This window comes from Nocardia sp. CA-135398, assembly GCF_050955845.1.
GTDB lineage: Bacteria > Actinomycetota > Actinomycetes > Mycobacteriales > Mycobacteriaceae > Nocardia.
Genome location: NZ_CP192084.1, coordinates 3683009 through 3707625, shown reverse-complemented (window position 1 = coordinate 3707625; position 24617 = coordinate 3683009). Strand labels below are relative to the sequence as shown.

Sequence of the window (24617 nt, the reverse complement as noted above, 5' to 3'; positions counted from 1 at the left end):
AGACCGGTTCCGCCGTGCGATGTCTTCCGGATCAGGGACAGGCGCTCCTGGTCGGCAGTGTCAGCGGTGTTCCCGGGCGGACGGTCGCCGGGCCGCCGGGCGTCTCGATGGTGACCGGACCACCCGAAGTGACGTCGACCGACGTACCTTCCGGCCGGATGCGTATGGTCAACCTGCTATCGCGCACCGCAAGGTCGCGCACCGTCATCCCCTCGGGAAACCCGCTGGGCAGCATCGGGTCCAGCCGGGGACCCGTCTCGGCCCACCGCAGCCCGCTCGGTCCGTACAGCAAACCTTGCAAGAATCCGGCCGCACCCGTGACGAAGATCCACGCCGGTTGACCGACCGTGGTCGCACCCGACCGTTCGCCACGCGCCTCGGACTGGAACCCATATGGCGGTCGGACATACGGCTGCACCGATAGATCCAGGAACTGCTGAGTGCGACAGGGATCATACTGCGCGCTGAGGATCGCGCCGGCGCTGTTGCTCATGTTGGGGCCGTCGGGATCGGTGCGGTCGAAGTAGTACGCCAGCGTCGCCTCGGGCGAATAGCCCGGCGCCGCATAGGAGTACGGGTAGCTGATCAGCACCGTGTCGGCCTGCTTGATTTTCGCCCCTTGATACCCGAGATACTCGGCGGGCACCCCCGGCACGATGTCCGGCGGCATCGCCATGTTGGCGGCGATGTCGGCCCACCGCGGGTTCACCGGAAGTCCGGCCAGCTGGGCGGCCGATATCGCGGTGCGCATCGTGGCCATCACTCCGGCGTTGGTGAGCGCGTTGTCCACGGAAAAAGAGACGTACTCGTCGGCGCCCGCTGCGGGTCCGTAGTGGTAGCGGCCATCGGGCAGCTTCGGGCCGACTCGTGCAGCCTGGTAGTTCGCGATGGCCGTGATCACCGGTGCGCCACCGTCACGCAGCCATTGCTCGTCGCCGGTGGCCGAATAGTACTGCCATTGCGCGAGCGCGATCTCGTTCTCCAGATGTTCCTGGACCAATCCGCACACCGCCGGTGATGCGCACTGCTGTGTCGGTCCGTCGTTCCAGGGGTACAGAGCGCCGGTCAGCCCGTAGGCGCGCGCGTTCGCCTCGGCTTGCGGTAGCGCGGCGACGCGGAAATCCACCACGGTGCGGGCCAATTCGGGATAGAGCGCGAGCAGGGTGGGGAAGATCCAGGTCTCGGCGTCCCAATAGGTCAGACCGCCATAGTCGTCGGAGGACAACCCCGCGGGCTGCACGGACCACCGCTGTCCGGCCCGGACGCTGGCCAGCACCGAATACAGTGCGGGCCGGATCCAGTCCCGATAGTCGTCGCGGCCGGGGATCTCGATGGCGGGCTGCCACAAGCTATCCCACTCTGCCGCGTGTTCGGCGTGAGCGGCGGCGAAACCACGCGCCGCGCTGGAGTCGGAGACGTCGGTGGCAATCGCGCGCGGGTCCGCGCCGTCCGTGCAGGAGGCGATTCCCACGAACTTGGTGACGATGTAACTGCGGCCGGCCACGACAGTGCCGTCGAATCGTGTTCCAGCCGTCGACCCGTTCGCCGGTAGCGCGGCGCCGGTCAGCTCATCAGGGGTGGTGACTGTTGATACGAGAAAGGCGGTGCAGTCGGTGCCGTCGGCGCGCACGCCGACCGTGGTCTGCGCCCGGTTCGGATCGGAGACCGCCGTCGTCGGGGTGACCCGGCGCGCGGCGGCCCCGTCGATCAGGTCGGTGACCGTGAGCGGACCCGAGAAGTGCGGGGTGACAGTGAGCTGCTGGACCGCGAGGTTCTGCTGCGCCCGTGACACGAAGGTCCGGTAGGTCAGATCCAGCCGGTGTTCCGCGGCGGGTGTCCAGGTGGCTTCGGTGGTGACGGTGGCATCGCGATAGTTCAGGCGCTGCCGGTAGTGCGTGAGCGTGGCCGGGTCGACGTCGGCCCGGTAGGTTCGGCCCGCGACATCGACGGTCAGGCCCGACCACGCGGGGAGCGCGGCGATCGCCTCCGTGTTGTTCCACGACACGGACTTCCTGGCATAGAAGCCCGCGAGATATGTTCCGGTATAGCGCGGTTCCACTAAGGGGAACGAGGTGCGCACCGAGATGCCGTAGTCCTGATATCCGCCGCCACTCGGCGGGATCATCGCGCCGATGCGCCCGTTGCCCAGGTACGGAGCAGCCCGGAAGTTCTCGGGTTCGAACGTCTCGGAGACCGCCGACCAGTCGTCTCCGACGGCATGCACGTCTTGCGCGGTCGCTACCGCGGACAGTCCGGGCAGCGGCACAAACGCACAGGTCAATAGCACCGCCCCGATACTCGCCACGAGTCGCATCGGGCCGACGGTAGCAGCGGTCACGCGCAGCCGATCGGAACGACACGGCGGCTGCCCCTGCTACTCGGGTAGGGCGCGGTGCAGCAGCCGTTCGATGCGCTCGTGAATCGCCGCAACACGGCGTCCGGCAGGGCCGATGCCGGGTACGCGATCGACGACTCACGTACCCCACTGCACTGCTTCGATCGGTCTCAGAGTGTGCCCTCGCGCGCTGCTCGCCACAGATCGACCGCACCGTCGTCGTCGAGCAGCACATCGATCTCGGCCAGCTCGTCCGCGTCGAGATCGAGATTGTCCAGTGTGGCGACGTTCTGCTCGAGCTGTTGGGTCGAGGACGCGCCGATCACCAGCGAGGTCACGCGTCGGTCGCGCAACGCCCACGCCAACGCCAATTGTGCCAGCGTCTGTCCACGGCGGGCGGCGAGCGCGTCGAGCTTGCGCAACCGCTCGATCATCTCGGCGGTCAGCAACTCGGTTTGAAACGACTTTCCCTGTGTGGCCCGCGATCCCGCCGGCACGCCGTCAAGATATTTCGATGTGAGCAGGCCCTGCGCGAGTGCGGTGAACCCGATGACCCCGAAACCTTCCTCAGCGGCGATGTCCAGCAGCCCTTCGGTCTCGATCCAGCGGTTGAGCATCGAGTACGACGGCTGATGGATGAGCAGCGGGGTGCCGAGCTCCCGCAGGATCCGCGCGATTGTCGCGGAGTTCTCGGCAGTGTACGACGAGATCCCCACGTACAGGGCTTTCCCCTGCCGTACCGCGGTATCCAGTGCCGCCGCGGTCTCCTCCAGCGGAGTTGTCGGGTCGAAACGGTGCGAGTAGAAGATGTCGACGTAGTCCAGGCCCAGCCGACTCAGTGACTGATCGAGCGAGGCCAACACATACTTTCGTGAACCGCCACCCTGTCCATACGGTCCGGGCCACATGTCCCACCCGGCCTTTGTGGAGATGATCAATTCGTCGCGGTAGGCGGCGAGCTCCGCGCGCAGCAAGCGCCCGGCGTTGATCTCGGCCGCCCCATAGGGTGGACCGTAGTTGTTGGCCAGGTCGAAGTGCGTAATTCCGAGATCGAAAGCGCGCAAAGCGATCTCACGCTGGACGTGGTACGGGCGATCGTCACCGAAGTTGTGCCAGAAGCCGAGCGAGAGCAGCGGCAGGTCGAGGCCTGACCTGCCACTGCGGCGATAGCGCATCGTGCCGTCGTAGCGGGCCGGCTCAGCAAGATATGTCATCGGTACTCCTCCGAGACGCGGTCGTCCCGATCTGATCGAACTTCGAGCTAGGTTTCCCCGAATGCCGAGTATGCACGTCGCATTCGGTGATGGTTCAACACCGGGAGTCGGACGGGCCCTAACTGACGACATCGATCTGTGAGTGTCGTACCTCGCATCGGAGTGGATCGGAGGGTTCGCATTCACCCGTATGAGACGGGTATCCGATGGGGCCGTTTCCGGTCGTCAGATACACGGTCCGCAGCATCCAGTTGCTGTGGACCGACAAGGCAGTGGGTGTGAATCTTGTTGTGGTCACACCTGATAACGTGTTGACATTGAACGAAGTGTTTGCGGTACGGCTGACGCCCGGAGAGAAACGTTGCTCACGTGCGCCTTGGTGGTAATTTCCGGCATTTCGACGACGCGGTGTTGTCGGATGGCTCGGGTCGAACGCCCTGCAGCGCCTCATGTCGGAACTGCTCAGCGCACCGGCGGTGCAGGTTCTCGCGCCCCTGGGAATAGGCAATCACCATGATCATGTGGAGGTCGCCGCGGTGGCGGTGCACGCGGTGATCGGTCACGAGGCCGACCGGATGAAGTTTCTACAAGGACTGCAACGCGTTGTCGGAGCTGCGGTGTCGCCAGCAAAGCCCAGGACCAGGTATAGGCGATGGCTCGCCCGGGCCGTCTCGGACATCGACTGCGAGTTGGCGAAAGATTCGCGCAATCACTCGGCACCGTGCCAAGCAGCGGGAGTGAGCGGTATCGACCGGATCACTGAGATCATCCGGCGCTCACAGAGCCGTTGCGGCGCAGACATCCAAAAATCACTGGATCCGGCGCCCGAACCACGCCCCGCCGACACGGTCGGCCCCGCAGTGGCGGCATTCCGATGCGGGTGATGTTCGTAGCGACGCCGCTGATCGGGCATCTGTTCCCGATGATGCCTCTTGCTATGCATCTGCGTGCGCAGGGGCACCAGGTGCTGGTAGCAACCGGTGGCGATGCCGCGACGGCGGTTTCCGCCGATGTCGCGGTTGTCGATGTCGCACCGCGCATCGGACACATCCGTGCGATCGCGGAGGGGTTGGGCTTGCACCCCGTCCTCGCACTGCGATCCGCGGCGGGAATGGCCGACGCTCGCGGCGGCGCCCACGTGTTCGCGGTCACCAACAAACCGATGATCGACAGGCTCATTCGAGTGGCGGGCCGATTCGCACCCGATATCGTGGTACACGAACCCTTCGCGTCGGCCGCGGCCATCGCCGCGGCCCGCCTCGGCGTCCCCACGGTGCTGCACAATATCGCGCTGGACGACGGCACCGTTATTCGACGGGAATTGTTGCGGCTGCTCGGCGGTGCCGACATTCCCGCGAGCACGGCCACCCTGTCGATCGCGCCGCCCAGCATCGTCTCTGTCCCGGGGTGGCCCATGCGATCCATCCCGTATTCGACATCGGGCGCATCCACGCCACGATTCCTCCTCGACTCCCCCCGCCGACCACGCATCGTCGTAACCCGAAGCACCATGCTCGGCGACGGCCCCGACGCGATGCTCCGATCGGTGCTACGAGCCGCGCCCGACGTCGACGCCGATATCGTGATCGTCCGCCCGAATCGAACAGTCATGCGCGCCACCAACCTTCCCGGCAACGTCCGAACAGTCGGGTGGATCGCGCTGCACTCCGTGCTCCCGACCTGCACCGCGATGGTCAACCATGGCGGCGCCGGCTCGGTGTATGCGGCTCTGCGCGCCGGAATCCCACAGCTGGCGACCCCCGCTCCCGGCGACCGCACGTGGAACGCGGTATCGGTGCAGCGCCGCGGAGCGGGTATCGCGGTGCGGGGAAGCACGATCACCGCGACGCACCTGCACACCTTGATCACCGACGCGCACCTCGCCGACGCTGCCCGCGCCGTCGCGGCCGAGATGGCCACCATGCCTGCCATCGACGAGGTCGCAGCCCAAGTCCTCGCATTGGGCCACAACCGGCCGCCCCTCCGACACTCCTGACCGACGACCGGGGGCACCTCGAGGCGATTCAGATCGACAAAAACAAGACGAAGGCGCCGATCCGAGGATTGTCGCGGGGGTCGCGCGACCGGCAACCGACCATGCGAACTTCGGGATCCCGGGCATCAGCAATGGCCTGGCCTTCAGCCCGCTGATGGCCCCGCACCCTGACCAGGACTCCGATAGCCCTCGTCGCCGATGCCAGCGGCATTCTGGTGACCAGTGTGCAGCTCGGCATCGTGGTCGGGATCGCCTGCTTCGGATCGGTATTCCTCGGCCTCGCGGGCAGCACGGCACTCTCGGCCACACATGCGCTGGGCGGCACCGCAATTGCGGAGGGCGTCACGGTATTGGTCTCCGCGGCACTGTCCGCTGGCGCCGCACGATAAGCGCGACAACCGAGCCCGGATTCGCTGGGTGGCGGATCCGGGTCCCAGACCTGGTACGGGACGGTCGCGGTGTATCCGGTTGTGCGGTCCACCAGGACGGTGAGCATCAGTTGCCATAAGCCGGGCAGCGGGACTCGACCGAACCGGAGTTGGCGGGCAACTACTGGGTGGTCATCGACATCGAGGTGCACACCTTCCGAATTCCAGCCCATCAGATCTGCTCGACCGTACCGAAAGTCCGTCTGGCCACGCCGTGAGGCACGAACGCGGCAGCGCTCGGCCTCGACAGACTTCGGACGAGTCCTGTCATATGGGTTATCACCGTCGCGTTGTTTCACCACGTTGCCTGGGGCGGCGGCCCCAGCGGCTCCCCCGACCCTGCGCCCAAAGATGCCGCAACCCGGTCGCATGCGGCTGAAGCTCTTCCGGCAGCGCGGTTCTCGCATGCGCGGTCGGCACCGTCGGCACATCCGCCAACCGATACAAATGCGCCTTCTCCGCAGCATCCATCGACAACGTCCGCGCAACCGAATTCAACACCTGCACACTGACATTGATATTTCGCCCCTGTTCCAGCCAGGTGTACCAGGTGATCCCGATTCCGGCGAGTTGTGCGACCTCCTCGCGGCGCAGGCCAGGGGTTCGGCGGCGGGGGCCGGGTGGCAGGCCGACGTCTTCGGGGGTGATCCGCGCGCGACGCGACTTCAGGAACGCGCCCAATTCGGCGCGGCGCGCCTTGCGTATCGCGCGAACGTCGACGAGATCAGGCCCGCCCGTCGCCCGACCGCCACCGCGCTGCTGTCATACAGCGATCATCCCGGATACCGCTAGTGGTATCCAGGTGTGCCAGTAAAGTTTCAGTGGGAGCGCATGTCGCGCAGGACGTCCCGCGCTCGGTCGAATACGGCCAGCGGCGGGCTGGTCATGAGGTTCGCCAAGCCGGTCTCGCCCGCGTGCGGGTGCGGCCGGGTGGGGGCGAGCCGCTCGGCGGCGCGCACCATTCCGGCCCAGCGTTCGAGCTGGTTCACCGAGAACTGCTTGAGCAGGAAGGGGAATTCCTCGGTCTCCTCATGTGCGGCATGTTCGGCGACCTTATCGGCGAATGCGGCGAGTTTGGCATCGAAATCGGGATGGTCGATACCCATGTCGTACAGTTCGGCCAGCCCGCGCTTCACCGCGTTTTCCTCGGCCAATCTCGGCCCGATGATGTCGTCGGCGCCGAAGGCCGCGCGCCGCGCCACCGCGTGTACGACCTCCTCCTCGGCGGTTTCGTGCACCGCGAGCAGGCGCACCAGCTCGGTGAACAGTTCCCGCTTATCGTCCTGGCCCGATCTCAGCTTGTCGAGTAGGTGCCGGATCTGCTCGTGCTGGGCGGTCAGCAGATCGATCACGTTCTGATCCAGCTTTCCCATCGTGCACCTCATTTCTGCGGCGGGGTATTACACATCTTCCTCCGAAGGCCGACCAGCGCGCCACGGGCAAACTCACCGCCGAGCCGTTTGCCACCTGCGCCCCTGGGTAGGTCGGCGATATGGACCATGCCCGAGCTCCTTTACTCGATGCCCTTGCTGAATACCGTGAGCTGGGACGATACGGTTTCACCCCGCCCGGCCACCGACAGGGCCGCGGCGCGGACGAGCGCGTGCGGCGCATCCTCGGCGCCGAAACCTTCGGTTCGGATGTCCTGGGCAACAGCGGACTCGACGACCGCAAGGCAAGTGGTGGCTATCTGAAGCGGGCCGAGGAGTTGATGGCCGACGCGGTCGGCGCCGACTACGCGTTCTTCTCGACCTGCGGTAGTTCACTATCGGTCAAGGCGGCGATGCTGGCGGTCGCGGGCGGCTCGCCGGGTCTGCTGGTGGCGCGCGACAGCCACAAGTCGATCGTCGCCGGTTTGATCTTCTCCGGTGTGCAACCGCGCTGGATCACCCCGCGCTGGGATGCCGAGCGGCACCTGTCTCATCCGCCGTCGCCGGAGCAGATCCGGGAAACCTGGGAGCGCTATCCGGATGCGGCGGGTGCCTTGATCGTCAGCCCGAGTCCATACGGGACCTGCGCCGATATCCGGGGTATCGCCGAGGTGTGCCATGAGCGCGGCAAACCGCTCATCGTCGATGAGGCATGGGGCGCGCATCTACCGTTCCACGAGGAATTGCCCACGTGGGCAATGGATGCCGGTGCCGATGTCTGTGTGGTCAGCGTGCACAAGATGGGCAGCGGATTCGAGCAGGGTTCGGTCTTCCATCTGCAGGGCGATCTCGTCGAACGCGAGCGCCTGTCGGCGTGCGCGGATCTGTTGATGACCACCAGTCCGAACGTCATGGTGTACGCGGCGTTGGACGGGTGGCGGCGCCAGATGGTCGAGCACGGTCACGAATTGCTCGGCGCCGCACTGAAATTGGCCGGACAATTGCGTGCCGATATCGAGGACATTCCGGGATTGCACGTCCTGGAAGACGAACTGCTCGGCGCCGAGTGCTCGCACGACCTGGACCGGATGCAGGTCCTCATCGATGTCGGCGAGCTCGGGCTGTCCGGCTATCAGTGCGCCGACTGGCTGCGCGAGAACGCACGCATCGACGTCGGCCTCAGCGATCACCGCCGCATTATGGCGACACTGTCGATGGCAGATGACGAGTCCACTACCAGGCGGCTGCTCGACGCACTGCTGTCGCTGAGCGCGGCGGCATCGGAAATCCCCGCGCCGGAACCGATTCGACTGCCCGACCCGCAGGAACTCGAACTCGAAACCACCATGCTCCCCCGCGATGCGTTCTTCGGGCCGGTCGACACGGTCGAGATGACCTCCGCGGCCGGACGCATAGTCGCCGAGCAGCTCACGCCGTATCCGCCCGGCATTCCGGTCGCGGTGCCCGGCGAGCGGTTGAACGAGCCGGTGATCGACTACCTGGTCACCGGGGTGCGCGCCGGAATGGTGGTGCCGGACGCCGCCGACAGTTCGATGCGGACGGTTCGCGTGGTCGCCGACTGACGCACGGCATCAACTCCGCTCGGTCCGGCGCAACAGCGTGAGCGTCGCGGGACGGCTGGTGAAGGTGAAATCGTCTCCGCGGAAATCGACCTCGCCATCGGTGGCAAGAGCGACCGGGCCGTCCTCGACGTGCACGGTCAGCCGGTCGGCGCGACGGTTGACGTAGGTCGCGGAGCGATCGAGGGTGCCGGTGAGGGTGGCCCAGATCAGGCGGGTTCGGGAAAATGGCAGGTCCGCGCGCAGATATCGAATATCGAGAGTGCCGTGGTGCAGCGCGGGGCGCGACATCGGGATCTGATGGGCGGGGCGGTAGTGGCCGTTGCCGACGAACAGCATCCAGATCGCGGTACGGGTGCCGTCGATGGTCGTCGGCAGTGGTTGAGCCCGAAACAGTACGCGCAGCATGGCGATTCCCGCAGCGGGCCATTTGCCGAGACGCGGCTCCCAGCGTTCACGGAGATGGACGAAGTCGGGATAGCCGCCGAGGCTGGCGGTATTGACGAAGGTTCGTGGCTCGAGTCCATCGGATCGCACCTCGGCGGTATCGGTTCGGACCGCGTCGCCCGATTCCAATGCGGCCAGGGTGTGCTCGGGGCATTCCACACCGGTATCGCGGGCGAAATGGTTGAGGGTGCCACCGGCGAATACCGCCAGTGGCAGCCGATATTCGACCGCCGCGGCGGCGACGGCCGAAACCGTTCCGTCGCCGCCGAATACGCCGAGTGCGGCGATATCGTCGCGGGCGACTCGTTCGTCGAGCCGGGCGGTGAGATCATCGGTGATCGTCAAAAACTCTGCGGCGGGCAGGTTTTCGTGTAGTAACCGCAGTTGTTCGGAGTCGGTGCCACCGCCCGCGCCGGTATTGATCACCAACAGGAGCCCGAGTCCATTGTGTATCGGTGTGATTCGTTGATGCGGGCCCAGTTCGGCGGGCTCGTCGTCGCGCTGTGCCCACCAACGCCGGGTGCCGAGGGCGATCGCCGCGCCCATCGCACCGCCCGCGATCACATCGGAGGGCCAATGGACACCGATGTGCACGCGTGAGTAGCCGACGGCCACCGCTATGGGCGCGACAATGACCGCGGCGGCCGGAGATTCCAGGGCGACGCCGGTCGCGAAGGCCGCCGCGGACGCGGAGTGGCCGGATGGGAACGAGGAGGACACCGGCGGTTTCACCAGTCGTCGCACGAATGGTACCGATTCGTCGGGCGGTCGGCGGCGCGGAAACAATGGCTTCGCAATGCCGTTCGCCACCGAACTGGCCAGCGCCACCGAGACCAGCCCACGCACGGCCGCCCGCCGCGGTGCTCGACCACCCATCGACATCAGCGCGGCCACCACCATCCACAACCGACTGTGGTCGGCGCTCATGCTCAGTGTCCGCAGGAACCGATCGGCGGCGGTCGGGCGCACCCGCGCACTGCGCGCCACCAGCCACGTGTCCACGTGCCTCGCGAGCTTCGGTGACTGCCTACGCATGCCCCACAGGCTAACCGGCCAAGCGCGGTCGGCGACCGCACGCGCGCGCTGCGACCGTCGAAACAGTGGTTGACCTGCGGCGATGACATTCGGCCTTGACACTTGACCTGCTGTAAAGGAATCATCTGATTCTATTGGAATCGCCCGATTCCCATGAGCAAGGGCGCGGACTCGTCCGGAGGAGTGCACGATGGATCAGCCGACGACGCGACCCGACCATGTGCCGATCGTTGTCATCGGAGCCGGGTTCGCCGGTATCGGGTTGGCGGTGAAGCTGCGCGAGGCCGGGTTCCGCGACTTCGTCATCCTCGAGCGCGGCGGCGACCTCGGCGGCACCTGGAGCGCCAACACCTACCCGGGCTGTGCGTGCGACGTGCCTTCGATGCTGTATTCGTATTCTTTCGCCCCGAATCCGAATTGGTCGCACCGCTACGGCACCCAGCCGGAGATCCTCGACTACTTGCGCGACGTAGCGAATAAATACGATGTGCCACAACACATTCGGTACGACACCGAGGTACTCGACGCCATATGGGACGAGGCGGCCGGACGGTGGCGCATTCGCACCGGCCAAGGCCCGCTGACCGCCGATGTACTGGTCTCGGCGATCGGACCGTTCAGCGAAGCACAGATCCCCCGCCTGCCCGGCATCGCGAATTTCACCGGTACCCAATTCCATTCCCTGCACTGGGATCACGACCACGAACTGAGCGGTGAGCGGGTCGCGGTGATCGGCACCGGCGCGTCCGCGGTGCAGTTCATTCCCGAGATCCAGCCCATCGTGGAACGGCTCACGGTGTTCCAGCGTTCGGCGCCGTGGATTGTGCCGCGCGTGGATTGGGCGACCAGCACCGTCGAACGCACCCTCTTGCGCCGGATGCCGCTGCTGGGCAAGACCATCCGCGCCGCGTACTTCACCGGCATCGAGGGATTCGGGCTGGTCGGGTTCGTGGACAAGCGGTTCCGTCATCCGTTCGAGGCGCTGGGCCGATTGCAGCTGCGTCGCCAGGTTCCCGATCCGCGACTGCGCCGAAAGCTGACGCCCGACTACATGATCGGCTGCAAACGCGCGATCTTCTCCGACGCCTACTATCCCGCGCTGTCCAAGCCCAATGTCGAGGTGGAGACCGCCGGGATCGCCGAGATCCGGCCGCGGTCGATCGTCACCGTGGACGGCACCGAACACGAGGTCGACACGATCATCTGGGGCACTGGATTCGGTGTGCCACCAAGGATATTCGAGGCCATCCACGACACGGCCGGGCGCACACTCGCACAGCTGTATCGCGAACGCCCACGCAGCTATCTCGGCACCACCGTCACCGGATTTCCGAACTTCTTCACCACCCTCGGCCCGTTCGGCGCGGCGGGGAACCAGTCGGCGATCTTCATGATCGAGGCCCAGATCCGCTATATCGTGGACGCGGTAAAGAATATGCGCGACAACGGACTTCGCCGCATCGAGGTACGACCGCAGGTGCAGCGGGACTTCGTCGAGGAGATGGAGCAGCGCAGCCGCGATACGGTATGGGTCACCGGCGGCTGCCGCAGCTACTACCAGACCGCCGACGGCCAGCACAATGCCGGGCTCTATCCGAACTGGAGTTTCGAATACGCCAGGCGCACTATGCGATTCGATTCCGACGCCTACCTGATCGAGGCATCATGAACTTGCTCCGGCTGCTGCCGACCGATGACACCTTCGACGTGGCGGACAAGGTGGTGGTGATCACCGGCGCCGGACGTGGCATCGGCGCCGAACTGGCGCAGATCCTGCACCGCCGCCGCGCGCGGGTCGTCATGCTCGACCTGGACGAGGCAAGGGTGCGCGCTGCCGCATCGCGTCTGGGGTCCCGCGCGATCGCGCTGCGCGCCGATGTCGCCGACCGCGACAGTATGGTCGCCGCCATCGCGACGGTCCGCGACCGGTTCGGTCGCATCGATCTCGTGATCGCCAATGCCGGAATCACCCCGACTCCCGCCACATTGCGCACGATGGATCCCGCCGATTTCGACCGGGTCATCGGGGTCAACCTGACCGGCGTCTTCAATACCGTGCGGCCGGCGCTCGACGATATCGTCGCCACCCGCGGCCATGTCGTCGTGGTTTCCTCCTGCGCGGCTTTCGCGCCTGGTATGGGCGGGTCCCCCTACATGATCAGCAAGGCCGGTGTGGAGCAGCTGGGCCGGGCGCTGCGGGTCGAACTCGCCGCCTCCGGCGCGACCGCCGGGGTCGCCTATTTCGGCATCGTCGACACCGCCATGACCCACCACACGCTCGATGACGACGAATTCGGTCGCGCGGCCGATGCCATGCTGCCCTGGCCGCTCAATCAGCGCATCAGCCCCGCTCAGGCCGCGCTGGCCGTCGCCGACGGCATCGCCCACCGGGCCCCGCGCACCATCGCACCCCGCGTCTGGGCGCCCTATTCGCTGCTGCGCGGTGCGATCAATGTGCTGATGGACCAGTACCTCAGCACAGACGAACAATTGCGGGTCCTGCTCCGCAAGCTGGAACAACGCGAGTCCAGCGGCACATGACATGATTCAGCCCGTGAGTTCGTCAGCCACCACCTGGCGCGGCAGTACCATGGCCAGCCGCGCCGCCGAGCGCCGCGAGCAACTCGTGCGCGCCGGATTCGCGCTGCTCGGCGGCGAGGGCGCAGGGGCGACCACCATGCGGGCGGTGTGCCGTGAAGCGGGCCTGAGCCTGCGTTACTTCTACGAGAACTTCGCCGACCGCGAAGCCCTGCTCATCGAGATCTACGACCGGACCGCACGCGCGCTCGTCGACGCCGTCACCACCCGACTGGCCGACGCTCCCGCCGACGAAACCGCCCGCGCCCGAGTGGCTTTCGACGCGGCGGCGCAATATTTCGCGGACGATCCGCGCCGCGGACGGATCATGTTCCGGGAAACCCTCGCCGATGACACCCTGCGGGCCCGCGGCGCCGACACACTCCCCGCCTTCGTCACGCTCGTCGCCGCGCAACTCGCACCGCAGCGGGCCGCGCGCTTCATCTCGACGTCGGGCCGGATTCCGCTGCCGGTCAGCGCGATATCCGGCGCGCTGGTCGCGCTGTTCCTCGATTGGCTCGACGGCGATGTCGAGGCCAATCGCGACGAGGTGGTCGATTACGCCACCCGACTCACCATCACCATTCTCGGGCTCGCCTGACTACAGCAGTCCACGCAATCGCAGATCGCTGACGTACTTGTCGATGAGCGCGGGCGTGAGATGCGGAATATCTTGTTCGGCACCGATTTCGGCGGCTTGCACGGCAGCGGCAAAACCCTTTGCCGGGATGGCGGCGCCACGCATCGGCCGACCGGGTCGACTATAGGCGTGCAACAGCGGTAGCACCGACGCCTGTCGCTGTTTCTCCGGGAGGCGGCGCAGCGCGGTTTCGAATCGGCTCAACCATTCCTGATAGTCATCGATCCGCCGGATGGGGTGGCCGGATTCGATGAGCCAGTCGACGAATTCGTCGAGGGAGACGCCGTCGTCGTGGGGATTGAGGACGTCGAAGGTGTGGAAATCGGTGCGGGCCCGTGCGCCGATGGTGGTGATCGCTTCGGCGGTGAAGTCGGCCGGTAGGCCGTCGTAGTGTGCGCGTTCGCGTTTGCCGTCCGCATCGGTTTCGTAGAAGGAGTACGGGGCGATGCCGGTAGCCACCAGGCTCAGCAGTAGTCGGGTGAACATGTCCGGAATGTTGAGTTGCCCGGCGAATCGGCTGTGCGCCAGGATCATATCGGATCGGAAGACGGCGACCGGAAGTCCGCAGAGGTCGTGCGCTTCGCGTAGCAGGACCTCGCCCGCCCATTTGCTGTTGCCGTAGCCGTTGGCGTAGCTGTCGTCGATGGCACGCGTTGGGCTGATTTCGCGGATATCGCCGTCCTCCACGAAGACTGACGGATTGATCTGGGCCGCGACCGCGACGGTGGACAGATACGTGACGGACTTGATGCGCGAGGTGATCGCCAGACGGATGAGTTCAGCGGTACCGACGACATTGGGACCGAACAGCTGGTCGTAGGGCAGCACATGGTTGACCAGCGCGGCAGGGTGCACGATCAGGTCGACGGTGTCGGCCAGCCGATGCCATGTCACATCATCCAGGCCGAGATTCGGCTCGCCGATATCACCCGGCAGCACTTCCAGGCGGCGGGCGGCCAGCTCACGATAGTGCCGCAGCAGCTCCGGATCACCGCTGTCGAAGGCCTCGTCGAGCCTTTTCCGCGCTGCCGCAGCATCTTTGCCGCGGATGATGCAGATGAGTGTGCCGTTCGCCTTATCCAGTCGCTGCAGCCATTCCAAGCAGAGGAAGCGGCCGAGGTAGCCGTTGGCACCCGTCAGCAGGATCGTCTGCGTCTCGGTTGTGTGCGGGAGAGTTGTTGCGTCGGACAGTGTTTGCGCGTCGATGAACTTGTCCAGCGTCAGTTCATCGGCACGGGCGACGGCGTGGTGGGTGTGGACAGCGGCGAAGGTGGGTCGCATCGCGCCGGATCCCTGCGCCGATTCGACGTACTCCGCCAACTCGCGCAACCCGTTGGTCGGACTGACGATAACGCCAACCGGTACCTCGACAGCGAAGATATCGCGCAGCAGATTCGAAAATGACAGCGCGGCAAGGGAATCGCCGCCCAGATCGGTGAAATGCGCATCCGGTCGCAGATCGGTCGGGGCGCAGCCGAGCAAGGCTCGTGCGGCTCGGCTCACGGTTTCCAGAACCGGCAGGTGGGCGGCTTCGCGACGTAGCGCGTGTAATTCGTTCGCCTGACCCGCGGCCAGCTCGGCGTATAACTGCTGTAGCCGCTCGCCATAATGCTCGATCAGCTTGGGACGCAATAACTTACCGATGCCGGAGAGCAGACCGTTTTCCGTGCTGAAGGGTTCGGTTTCGATGATGAAATCGCGCGGGATCTCATATGACTCGAGGTCGGCCTCCTTGGCGATGAGATGCAGCGAATCACCCAGTGCCGCTTTGGGATCGGCGCAGCGCAGCGTCTTCTCGGTCGGGACGATCACCGCGAGCAGGTAGGCGCGCTCACTGCTGCCGTAGACAAAGATCTGCTCGAGCAGCGGGCTGCTGGCATATACCGATTCCAGGCGTGCGACCGCGACGAATTCGCCCTGGGACAGCTTCAGCACATTATTGCGACGGTCGAGGTAAACGAGTTCGTCGGGTCCGAGTTCGGCCACGATGTCACCGGTCCGGTAGAAGCCGTCCGCGTCGAAGATCTCCGCGGTGACCTCGGGACGGTGGTAGTACCCGGGAATCATGGTGGTGGTCTTCAGCAGCAGCTCACCGCGCGGGTGCGGCTGGTCGGTGCCGAAATATCCCAGCTCCGGCACGTCAACCAGCTTGTAGTCGAGCACCGGTGGACGGCGGATGACATTGTCGACCATGACGGCACCGCCCGCCTCGGTCGAACCGTAGCCATCGTGCAGGTCCATCTCGGTGACCGATTCCATGAAGGTTTTCATCTCGGCGGCCAGCGGCGCACTGCCGACGATGGGCGATAGGAATCGGCCGCCCAGGAAGTCCTCGCGCAGTTCGGTTTTCACCGCGCGGTCGAGTTCGGCACGGTCGATACCCGGTTCGGCGCGACGCTCCATTTCGCTCTGATAGCGCTGGAAGACCATATCGCAGACGCGTGGCACGAAGAACATCTCGGTCGGTCGGACGAGGCCGATATCCTCGAAAAGCGTCGATATATCGCTCTTGGCCGTGAAATACGCGGTGCCGCCGCGGGCCAGCACGCCGTAGAGCGATATGCGTCCGGCCATATGGCTCATCGGCATGTAGTTCAGGCCGATCCCTCCGACCTCCGGCTGGGCCAACCACATCGCGGTGACCAACCGGCTGGTGTACATGGCGCCCTTGGGCGTTCCGGTGCTGCCGGAGGTGTAGATCAGCAGCTCCAAGGCATCGTCGTCGGGTACGAACAGTGGTGCGGGCGGCAGGGCACGGCCGCGTTCGAGCACCTGCTCCAGCGATTCCACCACTATCGGGGTGTTCGCCAGGCGGTCGCGGGCGGATTCGAATGCCTCGCGATGATCATCGTCCTCGGGGTGGTAATCGAAGACCACGAGGCATTCCGGCGTTGGCCCGGTGCGGACGCATTCCACTGCGGTAGTGAGGTTTTCGGGGGTCGCGGCGAGGATGCGCGGTTCGGTCTCGGCGATGATCGCCGACAGCTGCTTCGGTGCCGCACCGGCCTGCAGCGGTACGGCAACCGCGCCGAGATACAGACAGGCCAGATCGAGCGTGGCGTAGTCACTGCTGGTGAAGCCGAGCGTTGCGATGAAATCGCCTGCGTTGATGGGGTTTTCGGGATCGTGGTGCCAGGCCGCGGCGATCGCGCCGACCCGCGCCCACAATTCGCCGTAGGTGATGGTCTCGAATTCGGGCCGCAGTCGCAGCGTGCGGCGCCCCGACTCGTCCGTCGTCGGTTCGCAGACTCGATGTCCGAGCGCGGGGCGATCGGCGTAGGCCGCCATGACCGTCGCCGCGATCTGCGCGGGCCGCATTCCGGGTTCTCGGATCGCGGCGAAAGTCTCCGGAATCGGTCGCGCGTCGCGAATGTCCGAATAGGTGGCGTACAGATCGGCAATGCGACTCATGAGCCGTTCCATCCGCGTATCACTCAGCATGGCCAGCCTCCTTCGCAGATTGAAGACGCTTACATCCAGTAATACGTTAGCTTGGCTAAATATTCCAGCTTCCAGCCAAATCAGGCCCGTATCCAGGTGTTGCCAGTACCAGTGTTATCGGACTCCTGTTACTGGTGTCGGACAGGTTGCAAGCTAATCGCATGACTCAGACTTTGCGGCCGGATACCGCCGCGGCCACGTCGGCCGTCGTGGAACCGGCAGTTCAACCTGCCGCACTGGGTGCGCGGCGGACGATTGCGGTGCTCGCGGTGTTGCTCACCGGGCAGTTCATGGCGGTGCTCGATGCGTCGATCGTGAATGTCGCCATTCCTTCTATTCGTACTTCGTTGCATACCAGTGGATCCGCGTTGCAGTTGATCGTCGCGGGGTATGTGATCGCCTACGCCGTACTTCTGGTGACCGGTGCTCGGCTGGGTGATCGGTTCACGCAGCGCCGCACCTTCATAACCGGGCTGGCAATGTTCACCGTTGCCTCGCTGGCCTGCGGGCTGGCGTGGAATGAGTTCTCGCTCATTGTATTCCGGTTCCTGCAGGGAGCGGGGGCCGCGGCGATGATTCCGCAGATCATGACCATGATCCAGCGGAATTTCACCGGCAATGCGCGGGCCAAGGCGCTGAGCGCGTATTCGGCGATCATTTCCGGCGGTATGGTCGTCGGCCAGGTGGCGGGCGGACTGATCGTCAATGCCGATCTGTTCGGCAGCAGCTGGCGCGGTGTATTCCTGGTGAATGTGCCGATCGGTGCGGTGCTGCTGCTGATCGCGCCGCGGGTATTGCCGACGGCCACCGCGCGATTCGATCGGAAGCTGGATCTCGCGGGTCTGACCATGCTCACCGTCTCGGTGCTGCTGCTCGTGCTGCCACTGGTATTGGGACATGAGCAGGAATGGCCGCTGTGGACGTGGATCGCATTGGGAGCCAGCGTGATCGGTGTCGGATTGTTCGTGGCGATCGAGCGGGCGGTCGCGGCACGCGACGGTGAACCGTTGTTCGCGCAACGGGTGCTGACATCGCCGGGCCTGGCGCTCACCGCGGGCACACTGTTCACGATCATGGCGACCTTCGGTGGCTGGATGTTCGTCATGGCGATCCACCTGCAGAGCACTCTCGGCTACACCGCACTGCACGCTGGTCTGCTGTTCATTCCGATGGGCGTGACCTTCGCGCTGGCCAGCCTGAACTGGGAGCGCATCCCACATCGCCTGCACGCCATAATGATTCCGTTCGGGCTGGTGGTCGGCGCGACGACCATGGTGGCGCTGGGCACGATGCTGCGCAATGGCGCCGACTTCGGGCCGCTGCCGCTGGTCGTCTTCGGCATCCAGGGCATCGGGTTCGGCCTCGCCTTCAGCCCGCTGATGACCCGTACCCTGGCCAGGATTCCGATGGCCCTCGCCGCCGATGCCAGTGGCATCCTGGTGACCAGTGTGCAGCTCGGCATCGTGGTCGGTATCGCGTGCTTCGGCTCGGTTTTCCTGGGCCTCGCGGGCAGTACGGTGCTGTCGGCCGCACATGCGTTGGGCGGTACGGCGATTGCGGAGGGTGTCACGGTCTTGATCGCCGCGGCGCTGTCGGCGCGCGCCGCGCGGTAAAAGCGGCAACCGATCCCGGGTTCGCGCAATGGCGAATCCGGGATCGCCGGACGATCGACAGCTGGGCGGATTCGGATCATCGCGACGCAAATCATGGCGGTGCCGGACAAGTTTGACGATCGTCATACCAATGAGCGGAAATGTCTTCGCGGTGGGCATCGAATTGGATGGCGAGGGATATCACCCGGCCGCGTGGCGCCGGGCCGCACATGCGCCCGACCAGTTGCTCACCGGCAATACGCTGCGCAAACGAGTGAGCGCGGCCGAGAATGCCGGTTTCACCCTAGCCACCTTCGACGATTCGATCCTGCCGCCGCCCGCAGGGCATCCGGCGGGCCGAATCGACGGGGTGACGCGGGCTTCGTTCGTCGCGGCAACAACCAGCACCATCGGGTTGGTGGCCACGGTCGCGACCACCTACGCCGAGCCGTTCCACACCTCGTCCCAATTGGCAACGCTCGATTACGCCTCGCGCGGGCGCGGCGGGTGGCTCGCGACCACCGATCCCGCGGCCGCCACCACCTGGGGACGACCGCCGCGCACCACCGAGGCGGAACTCGCACGCGAGCAACGGGATTCGATCGAGGTCGCACGTCGACTGTGGGATTCATGGGAAGACGATGCCGTGGTCCGCGACTATGCGGCGAGCCGATTCCTGGATCGAGACAAGCTGCACTACATCGACTTCAGCGGCGAGACATTCTCGGTGAAAGGTCCGGCGATCGTGCCTCGGCCGCCGCAGGGGCAGGTGGTCGTCTTCGCGCACGACACCGGCGATGCGGATGTCATCCTGGTCACCGGAAGTGATCTCGCTCAGACCCTCGCCGCCGCCGACCGCGCGCGGGCCACCGGCGCACTGGTATTCGCGGAACTCGATGTCGCCCTGGACATTCCGGAAGCGACCGCGGTCGAACGCCTCGCCGAATTAGACACATACCGGACCGCGAATCGCACCGATCGCCTGACGTTCTCGGGTTCCGCCACCGAACTCGTCCGCCTCATCACCGAACTCGCACGCCATGTCGACGGCGTGCGACTGCATCCGGCCGTCATCGACGAAGACCTCCCGGCGCTGGCGCGCTACGTCCTGCCCACACTCTTCCGCGCCGGTGTGACCCACCGCCCGGTGCCGGGTTCGACCCTGCGCGCCAATCTCGGCCTGGAGCGGCCGATCAACCGTTATGCGAAGGATCAGCACTGATGTCCGAGGTCCCTTTTCCGAACGCACAGGTCCATTTCGGCGTCTTCTTCCAGGGCGTCAACCACAGCACCATCTGGTCGGATTCCAGCAGCGGCTCGCAGATCGACTTCGAAACCTTCCGGCGTCTCGTCACCACCGCCGAGCGCGGACTCTTCGACGCATTCTTCCTCGGTGAGGGCCTGCGCCTGCGCGAGCAGAACGGACAGCTGCTCGATACCGATATCGCCGGACGTCCCGACGCCATCGCCCAGCTGGCGGCGCTGGCCGGGATCACCAGCCGGATCGGGCTGGTCGCCACCCAGAACACCACCTACAACGAACCCGCCGATCTCGCCCGACGACTCGCGGGCCTGGATCTGCTGTCCGGCGGCCGCGCGGGCTGGAATGCGGTCACTACCGACAATGCCTGGACCGGTGCGAATTTCCGGCGCGGCGGCTTCCTCGACCACGCGCAACGCTACGAGCGCGCGGGCGAATTCATTCGGACCGCCCGCCAGATCTGGGATGCCTGGGCCGACCACGCGATCGCGACCTCGCGCCACGATACCGACTGGGCCGCACCGGATTCGGTGCGGACCGTGGCCCGCGACAACGAGCACTTCCAGGTCTCGATCACGCCGACCCTGCCGCGCAGCGCCCAGGGCCATCCGGTGATCTTCCAGGCCGGAGATTCACCGGCGGGCCGCGATTTCGCGGCGGCCCATGCCGATGTCATCTTCTCCAGACACGGAACACATTTCGACGCCGCGCTCGCCTTCGCGAACGATATTCGGGCACGCCTGGAACGCGTGGGCCGACCGGCCGATGACGTCAAGATCCTGCCCGGCACGCAGATCGTATTGGCGGAGCGGGAGTCCGAGGTCGAGGAGAAGGCGCGCTGGGTGCTGGAGGGCCAGTTCACCGGGCAGACGGCGCTGTCCCTGGTCGGGCAGGTGTGGGGTCGCGACCTGTCGGATCTCGATCCGGACGGTCCGCTGCCCACGGACGATCCGCGGCCGAGAGTGATTTCGGGTGAGCGCGGCGCACAGCGTGACGGTCACGATCCGGTGGCGATCGCCCGGGAGTGGCGGGCGCTGGCCGAGGCCAAGAATCTGTCGCTGCGCCAGGTCGCCATCGAGACCTCGCAGCGGTCCGGATTCGCCGGGACGCCGAGTCAGGTGGCCGACGAACTCACCCGCTGGGTCCGCAACGGCGCGACTCACGGCTTCAATATCTCGCCATATCTGGTGCCCACCGGACTCGATGAGATCGTCGACTGGTTGATTCCGGAATTGCAGGAGCGCGGCTCATACCGCACCGAGTACACCGGTACCACCCTGCGTGCGCATCTCGGACTGCGCCCGCCGCTGACCAGGCGCTGATAACCAGGTCCGATCCGCGAAAGATGGCCGTTTGCCAGGAAAACCGAACCCGAGACCGCGTCTTACTCGTATGTTTGCCATACGCAGTGCAGATCGGAGTGGGACAGTGCAAGCAGGGGTTAGCGCGGATTATGTGATCGTCGGATCCGGTTCGGCCGGTGCGGTTCTGGCCAACCGGCTCAGCGTCGATCCGAATGTGTCGGTGGTGGTGCTCGAGGCCGGACCGCCGGATAAGAACAAGTACGCCCATATTCCGGCGGCCTTCGCGAAGCTGTTCCGTTCGGAGGTGGATTGGGATTACATCACCGAACCGCAGCCCGAGCTGAAGAATCGGCAGATCTACTGGCCGCGCGGCAAAATGTTCGGCGGCTCGTCATCGATGAACGCGATGATGTGGGTGCGCGGATTCCGTGCCGACTATGACGAGTGGGCCTTGCTGGCCGGGGACGAGTGGGGGTTCTCCGCGGCGGTCGAGCAGTTCCGCAAGATCGAGACCGTCGAGGATGCCCAGTATCCGGATGAGGGCGCGACCGGGCCGCTGCATATTTCGCGGCAGCGCAGTCCGCGCGCGCTGACCGCGGCGTACCTGGCCGCGGTCAAGGAATCCGGGTTCCAGGTGGAGCCGCCGAACCGGCCGCAGCCGGAGGGATTCAGCGAAACCATGGTCACCCAGCGCGGTGGCAGGCGGTGGAGCACCGCCGATGGGTATCTGAAGCCCGCGATGCGTCGTCCGAATCTCACCGTATATGCCGAGGCACTCGCGTCGCGGATCATCTTCGAGCCCGCACCGGACGGGCGACCGCGCGCCACCGGTGTGGAGTATCGCAAGGACGGCGTCACCCAAATGGTGGCCGCCCGGCGCGAGGTGATCCTCTGCGGTGGGGCGATCAATAGCCCACAGCTGCTCATGCTCTCGGGCGTGGGCGATGAGGACGAGCTATCGCGCCATCACATTCCGCTTGTGCACCATGCGCCCGAGGTGGGCGCAAATCTGCAGGACCACCTGGTGGCGGCGCTGGGTTACGGCGTCGAATCCGATTCGCTGTTCGCGGCGGAGAAGCCGCGTCAGCTACTCGATTATCTGATCCGGCACCGCGGCATGCTCACCTCCAATGTCGGTGAGGCCTATGGGTTCATCCGCAGCCGATCCGATCTCGAATTGCCCGACCTGGAGCTGATTTTCGCGCCGGCGCCGTTCTTCTACGAGGGGCTCGAGGATCCGACCGAGCACGGCGTCGTGTTGGCGACAGTGCTGCTGCGCCCGCACAGTCGCGGTCGGATCTCGCTGGGTTCCGCTGATCCCACGGCCAAACCGGTCATCGACCCGCGCTATCTCTCCGATAGCGGCGGCGCGGACCGAGCCGCGATCATGTCCGGTCTACGCGTGTGCGCCGAACTGGCGGCCGCTCCGGCGCTGAAGGCGGTACTCGGGCCGCTGATCTATCCTCCGCAGGCTCCGGCCGAGCTCGAGGCCGCGATGGAACTGACATTGAACGGCTACTCGCACACCCTGTATCACCCGGTCGGCACCTGTCGGATGGGCACCGATGTGGGCAGTGTCGTCACGCCGCGCCTGGAAGTGCGTGGGGTGCAAGGACTCCGCGTCGCGGACGCGTCGGTGATGCCGTTGCTGATCCGCGGGCACACGCATGCGCCGAGTGTGTTCGTCGGTGAGCAGGCGGCTCAGTTCATTCTGCGTGGTTAGCGTGCTGTCGTAGGCGAACATGCTCGATCGGCCGCCATCGGGCATGTTGCCGGTCGGATCCTCAGAATGTGCCGAGCGGACAAGGGAATCTGTCGGCCGGATCTGTGCCGCGAAAATCGGGCCCGAAATGGCATGTGGTGCAATATCGCATCGCATGCGCGTCCGCATAAGATGCTGTGCCGCACCGAATGTCGACCGCCTCGCTGACCGACCGGATGCCCGCCCGACAGCATCCGGCGCGACGACACCGGTGGTCTCCGGTGCGACGGGCTAGATCGCGGCCTGGCGGGCATCGCCGAGTCAGGCGTAGGCGAACAGGGCAAGCGAGGCTGCGGACAGGATCAGGTAGGGCATCGGGTACACGATGTCGGCGTACCACTTGGCGCGGATGACGGTGATTTCTGCGCCGAGAAAGTACAGGACGAGACAGACGGCGGCGATGAGGCCGAGTGGCGGGATCGCCAGACCGATCAAGAGGCCGAGGCCGCCGAGGGCCTTCACGATGGCCAGCGGGTTGAGAGTCCATTGTGGGAGGCCGTAGCCGCGCATCCTCTCGCGCACCTGGTCCGCTTTGACGATATCGAAGCCGGTGGCGACGAAGGCGGCTACGGCGGCGAGGACGGTGACGACGACATATGCGACAGACATGGGAACTACCCTCCGGGTATCTCGGTGCTGCGGGTCTGCGATCGTGGGTGGGGCCTCCGATCGCCCTATCCCCGTGACGGATGCCGACCGCGAAAGGTGACCGATGCACGCACAGGAATTGTTGGCGCGACGATTCGAGACGCACCGTGATCACCTGCATGCGGTCGCCTACCGGATGCTCGGGTCTGCCACCGAAGCCGAGGACGCCGTGCAGGAGGCCTGGCTGCGGCTGGACCGCTCCGACACGAGCGATGTCGAGAATCTGGCGGGTTGGTTGACCACGGTGGTCTCCCGGATCTGCCTCGACATGCTGCGCTCGCGGACCGCGCGGCGCGAGGATCCGATCGATCGGATCGCCGAACTCGGCGACACCGCCTATGACCGCGATCCGGAAAGCGAAGCGGTGCTGATCGATTCGGTCGGACGCGCGCTCCTGGTAGTGCTGGATACCCTCGGTCCCGATGAGCGGGTGGCATTCGTGCTGCACGATATGTTCGCCGTGCCCTTCGATCAGATCGCGCCGATCGTCGGGCGCACCAGCGCCGCCACCAAGAAGCTGGCCAGCCGGGCTCGCACGCGAGCGCGCGGCGATGCGACCGCGTCCACGGCCGAACTCGCGCGGCAGCGGCAGGTGGTGGCCGCCTTCCTCGCCGCCGCTCGCAGCGGAGATCTCGACGCACTGCTCGCGGTCCTCGCGCCCGATGTTGTGCGTACGGCCGATCCGGCCGCGTTGCCCTCGGGTATGGCGCGGGTGGAGCGGGGTGCGCAGGCGGTGGCTCGGGAGACCGTCGTCCTGCGCCGCCGCTCGCAGGTCGCCGTGCTCGCGCTGGTCGATGGCGCGGTCGGCATCATTGTCGCGCCGCGCGGCAAACTGCTACTCGCGCTTGCGGTTACGGTCCAAGGTGACCGAGTCGCTGGCTACGAGGTGATCGCCGATCCGGCCCGCCTGCGGCAACTGGACATCGCCGTCCTTCCTGAACTGCCCTGAGCCAGAGGGTTTCAGGCCGTCACAGATCACGCCGCCCC

Annotated in this window: 19 protein-coding genes; 11 read left to right on the top strand and 8 right to left on the bottom strand. The window is 65.8% G+C overall.

The genetic code is table 11. The annotated features are described in order from the left end of the window. Positions 1 to 31: 31 nt before the first annotated feature. The 3 genes from ACQP1T_RS16440 to ACQP1T_RS16430 form a co-directional block, all read right to left on the bottom strand. A complete protein-coding gene (locus tag ACQP1T_RS16440; protein WP_433761231.1) occupies positions 32 to 2314 on the bottom strand; it encodes a glycosyl hydrolase family 65 protein in 2283 nt (760 codons plus the stop codon). A gap of 191 nt (positions 2315 to 2505) precedes the next feature. Then, positions 2506 to 3549: an L-glyceraldehyde 3-phosphate reductase gene (mgrA, locus tag ACQP1T_RS16435; RefSeq protein WP_433761230.1), complete on the bottom strand. Its 1044-nt coding sequence runs from the start codon at positions 3547 to 3549 to the stop codon at positions 2506 to 2508. Between the two features lie 365 nt (positions 3550 to 3914). Beyond that, on the bottom strand, positions 3915 to 4112 hold the full coding sequence (locus tag ACQP1T_RS16430) for a hypothetical protein (RefSeq protein ID WP_433761229.1): 198 nt from the start codon (positions 4110 to 4112) through the stop codon (positions 3915 to 3917). A 320-nt stretch (positions 4113 to 4432) separates the two neighbouring features. Here ACQP1T_RS16430 and ACQP1T_RS16425 point away from each other — a divergent pair, with 320 nt between their 5' ends. Together ACQP1T_RS16425 and ACQP1T_RS16420 are read left to right on the top strand one after the other, a co-directional pair. Further along, a complete protein-coding gene (locus ACQP1T_RS16425) occupies positions 4433 to 5545 on the top strand; it encodes a glycosyltransferase (RefSeq protein ID WP_433761228.1) in 1113 nt (370 codons plus the stop codon). A gap of 215 nt (positions 5546 to 5760) precedes the next feature. Continuing rightward, complete coding sequence (locus tag ACQP1T_RS16420; protein WP_433761226.1) at positions 5761 to 5934, top strand: hypothetical protein; 174 nt, start codon at positions 5761 to 5763, stop codon at positions 5932 to 5934. A gap of 318 nt (positions 5935 to 6252) precedes the next feature. Here the strand turns inward: ACQP1T_RS16420 and ACQP1T_RS16415 are convergent, their stop codons facing one another. After that, positions 6253 to 6654 carry a helix-turn-helix domain-containing protein gene (locus ACQP1T_RS16415; RefSeq protein WP_433761225.1) on the bottom strand — a complete coding sequence of 134 codons (402 nt, stop codon included), beginning with the start codon at positions 6652 to 6654 and terminating at the stop codon, positions 6253 to 6255. Between the two features lie 137 nt (positions 6655 to 6791). Further along, positions 6792 to 7346 carry a hemerythrin domain-containing protein gene (locus ACQP1T_RS16410; protein WP_433761223.1) on the bottom strand — a complete coding sequence of 185 codons (555 nt, stop codon included), beginning with the start codon at positions 7344 to 7346 and terminating at the stop codon, positions 6792 to 6794. 119 nt (positions 7347 to 7465) lie between these two features. Between ACQP1T_RS16410 and ACQP1T_RS16405 the strand changes: the two genes are divergently transcribed. Further along, positions 7466 to 8926, top strand: a complete 1461-nt coding sequence (locus ACQP1T_RS16405) for an aminotransferase class I/II-fold pyridoxal phosphate-dependent enzyme (RefSeq protein WP_433761221.1) — start codon at positions 7466 to 7468, stop codon at positions 8924 to 8926. 9 nt (positions 8927 to 8935) lie between these two features. Here ACQP1T_RS16405 and ACQP1T_RS16400 read toward each other — a convergent pair whose 3' ends face one another. Beyond that, positions 8936 to 10405 carry a bifunctional phosphatase PAP2/diacylglycerol kinase family protein gene (locus tag ACQP1T_RS16400; protein WP_433761219.1) on the bottom strand — a complete coding sequence of 490 codons (1470 nt, stop codon included), beginning with the start codon at positions 10403 to 10405 and terminating at the stop codon, positions 8936 to 8938. Between the two features lie 190 nt (positions 10406 to 10595). On the opposite strand from ACQP1T_RS16400, the gene ACQP1T_RS16395 reads away from it, so the two are divergent. From ACQP1T_RS16395 to ACQP1T_RS16385, 3 genes are read left to right on the top strand one after another with little or no spacing between them, the layout of a single operon-like run. Continuing rightward, complete coding sequence (locus tag ACQP1T_RS16395; protein ID WP_433761218.1) at positions 10596 to 12074, top strand: flavin-containing monooxygenase; 1479 nt, start codon at positions 10596 to 10598, stop codon at positions 12072 to 12074. Next, positions 12071 to 12946, top strand: a complete 876-nt coding sequence (locus tag ACQP1T_RS16390; protein WP_433761215.1) for an SDR family oxidoreductase — start codon at positions 12071 to 12073, stop codon at positions 12944 to 12946. The genes ACQP1T_RS16395 and ACQP1T_RS16390 overlap by 4 nt, the downstream gene beginning before the upstream one ends. Positions 12947 to 12959: 13 nt before the next feature. Beyond that, entirely contained in the window at positions 12960 to 13583 is a 624-nt protein-coding gene (locus ACQP1T_RS16385) for a TetR/AcrR family transcriptional regulator (RefSeq protein ID WP_433761213.1), read from the top strand. Here ACQP1T_RS16385 and car read toward each other — a convergent pair whose 3' ends face one another. Beyond that, on the bottom strand, positions 13584 to 17063 hold the full coding sequence (gene car / locus ACQP1T_RS16380; protein WP_433761212.1) for a carboxylic acid reductase: 3480 nt from the start codon (positions 17061 to 17063) through the stop codon (positions 13584 to 13586). 161 nt (positions 17064 to 17224) lie between these two features. On the opposite strand from car, the gene ACQP1T_RS16375 reads away from it, so the two are divergent. The 4 genes from ACQP1T_RS16375 to ACQP1T_RS16360 all read left to right on the top strand — a co-directional run bounded on the left by ACQP1T_RS16375 (position 17225) and on the right by ACQP1T_RS16360 (position 22943). Continuing rightward, entirely contained in the window at positions 17225 to 18676 is a 1452-nt protein-coding gene (locus ACQP1T_RS16375; RefSeq protein WP_433761210.1) for an MFS transporter, read from the top strand. Between the two features lie 130 nt (positions 18677 to 18806). Next, positions 18807 to 19877 (top strand): LLM class flavin-dependent oxidoreductase, encoded by a 1071-nt coding sequence (locus ACQP1T_RS16370; RefSeq protein WP_433761209.1) that lies wholly within the window; start codon positions 18807 to 18809, stop codon positions 19875 to 19877. After that, positions 19877 to 21238: an NtaA/DmoA family FMN-dependent monooxygenase gene (locus ACQP1T_RS16365; RefSeq protein WP_433761207.1), complete on the top strand. Its 1362-nt coding sequence runs from the start codon at positions 19877 to 19879 to the stop codon at positions 21236 to 21238. Before ACQP1T_RS16370 ends, ACQP1T_RS16365 begins: the two co-directional genes overlap by 1 nt. Before the next feature lie 106 nt (positions 21239 to 21344). Further along, positions 21345 to 22943 (top strand): GMC family oxidoreductase, encoded by a 1599-nt coding sequence (locus ACQP1T_RS16360; RefSeq protein WP_433761205.1) that lies wholly within the window; start codon positions 21345 to 21347, stop codon positions 22941 to 22943. 300 nt (positions 22944 to 23243) lie between these two features. Here the strand turns inward: ACQP1T_RS16360 and ACQP1T_RS16355 are convergent, their stop codons facing one another. Beyond that, complete coding sequence (locus ACQP1T_RS16355; protein WP_433761203.1) at positions 23244 to 23591, bottom strand: DoxX family protein; 348 nt, start codon at positions 23589 to 23591, stop codon at positions 23244 to 23246. 103 nt (positions 23592 to 23694) lie between these two features. On the opposite strand from ACQP1T_RS16355, the gene ACQP1T_RS16350 reads away from it, so the two are divergent. Then, complete coding sequence (locus ACQP1T_RS16350) at positions 23695 to 24579, top strand: sigma-70 family RNA polymerase sigma factor (RefSeq protein ID WP_433761200.1); 885 nt, start codon at positions 23695 to 23697, stop codon at positions 24577 to 24579. Positions 24580 to 24617: the final 38 nt, after the last annotated feature.

Coding starts and splice junctions, on each gene's coding strand:
- ACQP1T_RS16400 (WP_433761219.1), bottom strand. CDS start 10,405: ATGCGTAGGCAGTCACCGAAGCTCGCGAGGCACGTGGACACGTGGCTG.
- ACQP1T_RS16350 (WP_433761200.1), top strand. CDS start 23,695: ATGCACGCACAGGAATTGTTGGCGCGACGATTCGAGACGCACCGTGAT.
- ACQP1T_RS16365 (WP_433761207.1), top strand. CDS start 19,877: ATGTCCGAGGTCCCTTTTCCGAACGCACAGGTCCATTTCGGCGTCTTC.
- ACQP1T_RS16375 (WP_433761210.1), top strand. CDS start 17,225: ATGACTCAGACTTTGCGGCCGGATACCGCCGCGGCCACGTCGGCCGTC.
- mgrA (WP_433761230.1), bottom strand. CDS start 3,549: ATGACATATCTTGCTGAGCCGGCCCGCTACGACGGCACGATGCGCTAT.
- ACQP1T_RS16355 (WP_433761203.1), bottom strand. CDS start 23,591: ATGTCTGTCGCATATGTCGTCGTCACCGTCCTCGCCGCCGTAGCCGCC.
- car (WP_433761212.1), bottom strand. CDS start 17,063: ATGCTGAGTGATACGCGGATGGAACGGCTCATGAGTCGCATTGCCGAT.
- ACQP1T_RS16425 (WP_433761228.1), top strand. CDS start 4,433: ATGTTCGTAGCGACGCCGCTGATCGGGCATCTGTTCCCGATGATGCCT.
- ACQP1T_RS16390 (WP_433761215.1), top strand. CDS start 12,071: ATGAACTTGCTCCGGCTGCTGCCGACCGATGACACCTTCGACGTGGCG.
- ACQP1T_RS16440 (WP_433761231.1), bottom strand. CDS start 2,314: ATGCGACTCGTGGCGAGTATCGGGGCGGTGCTATTGACCTGTGCGTTT.
- ACQP1T_RS16370 (WP_433761209.1), top strand. CDS start 18,807: ATGAGCGGAAATGTCTTCGCGGTGGGCATCGAATTGGATGGCGAGGGA.
- ACQP1T_RS16410 (WP_433761223.1), bottom strand. CDS start 7,346: ATGGGAAAGCTGGATCAGAACGTGATCGATCTGCTGACCGCCCAGCAC.
- ACQP1T_RS16395 (WP_433761218.1), top strand. CDS start 10,596: ATGGATCAGCCGACGACGCGACCCGACCATGTGCCGATCGTTGTCATC.
- ACQP1T_RS16405 (WP_433761221.1), top strand. CDS start 7,466: ATGGACCATGCCCGAGCTCCTTTACTCGATGCCCTTGCTGAATACCGT.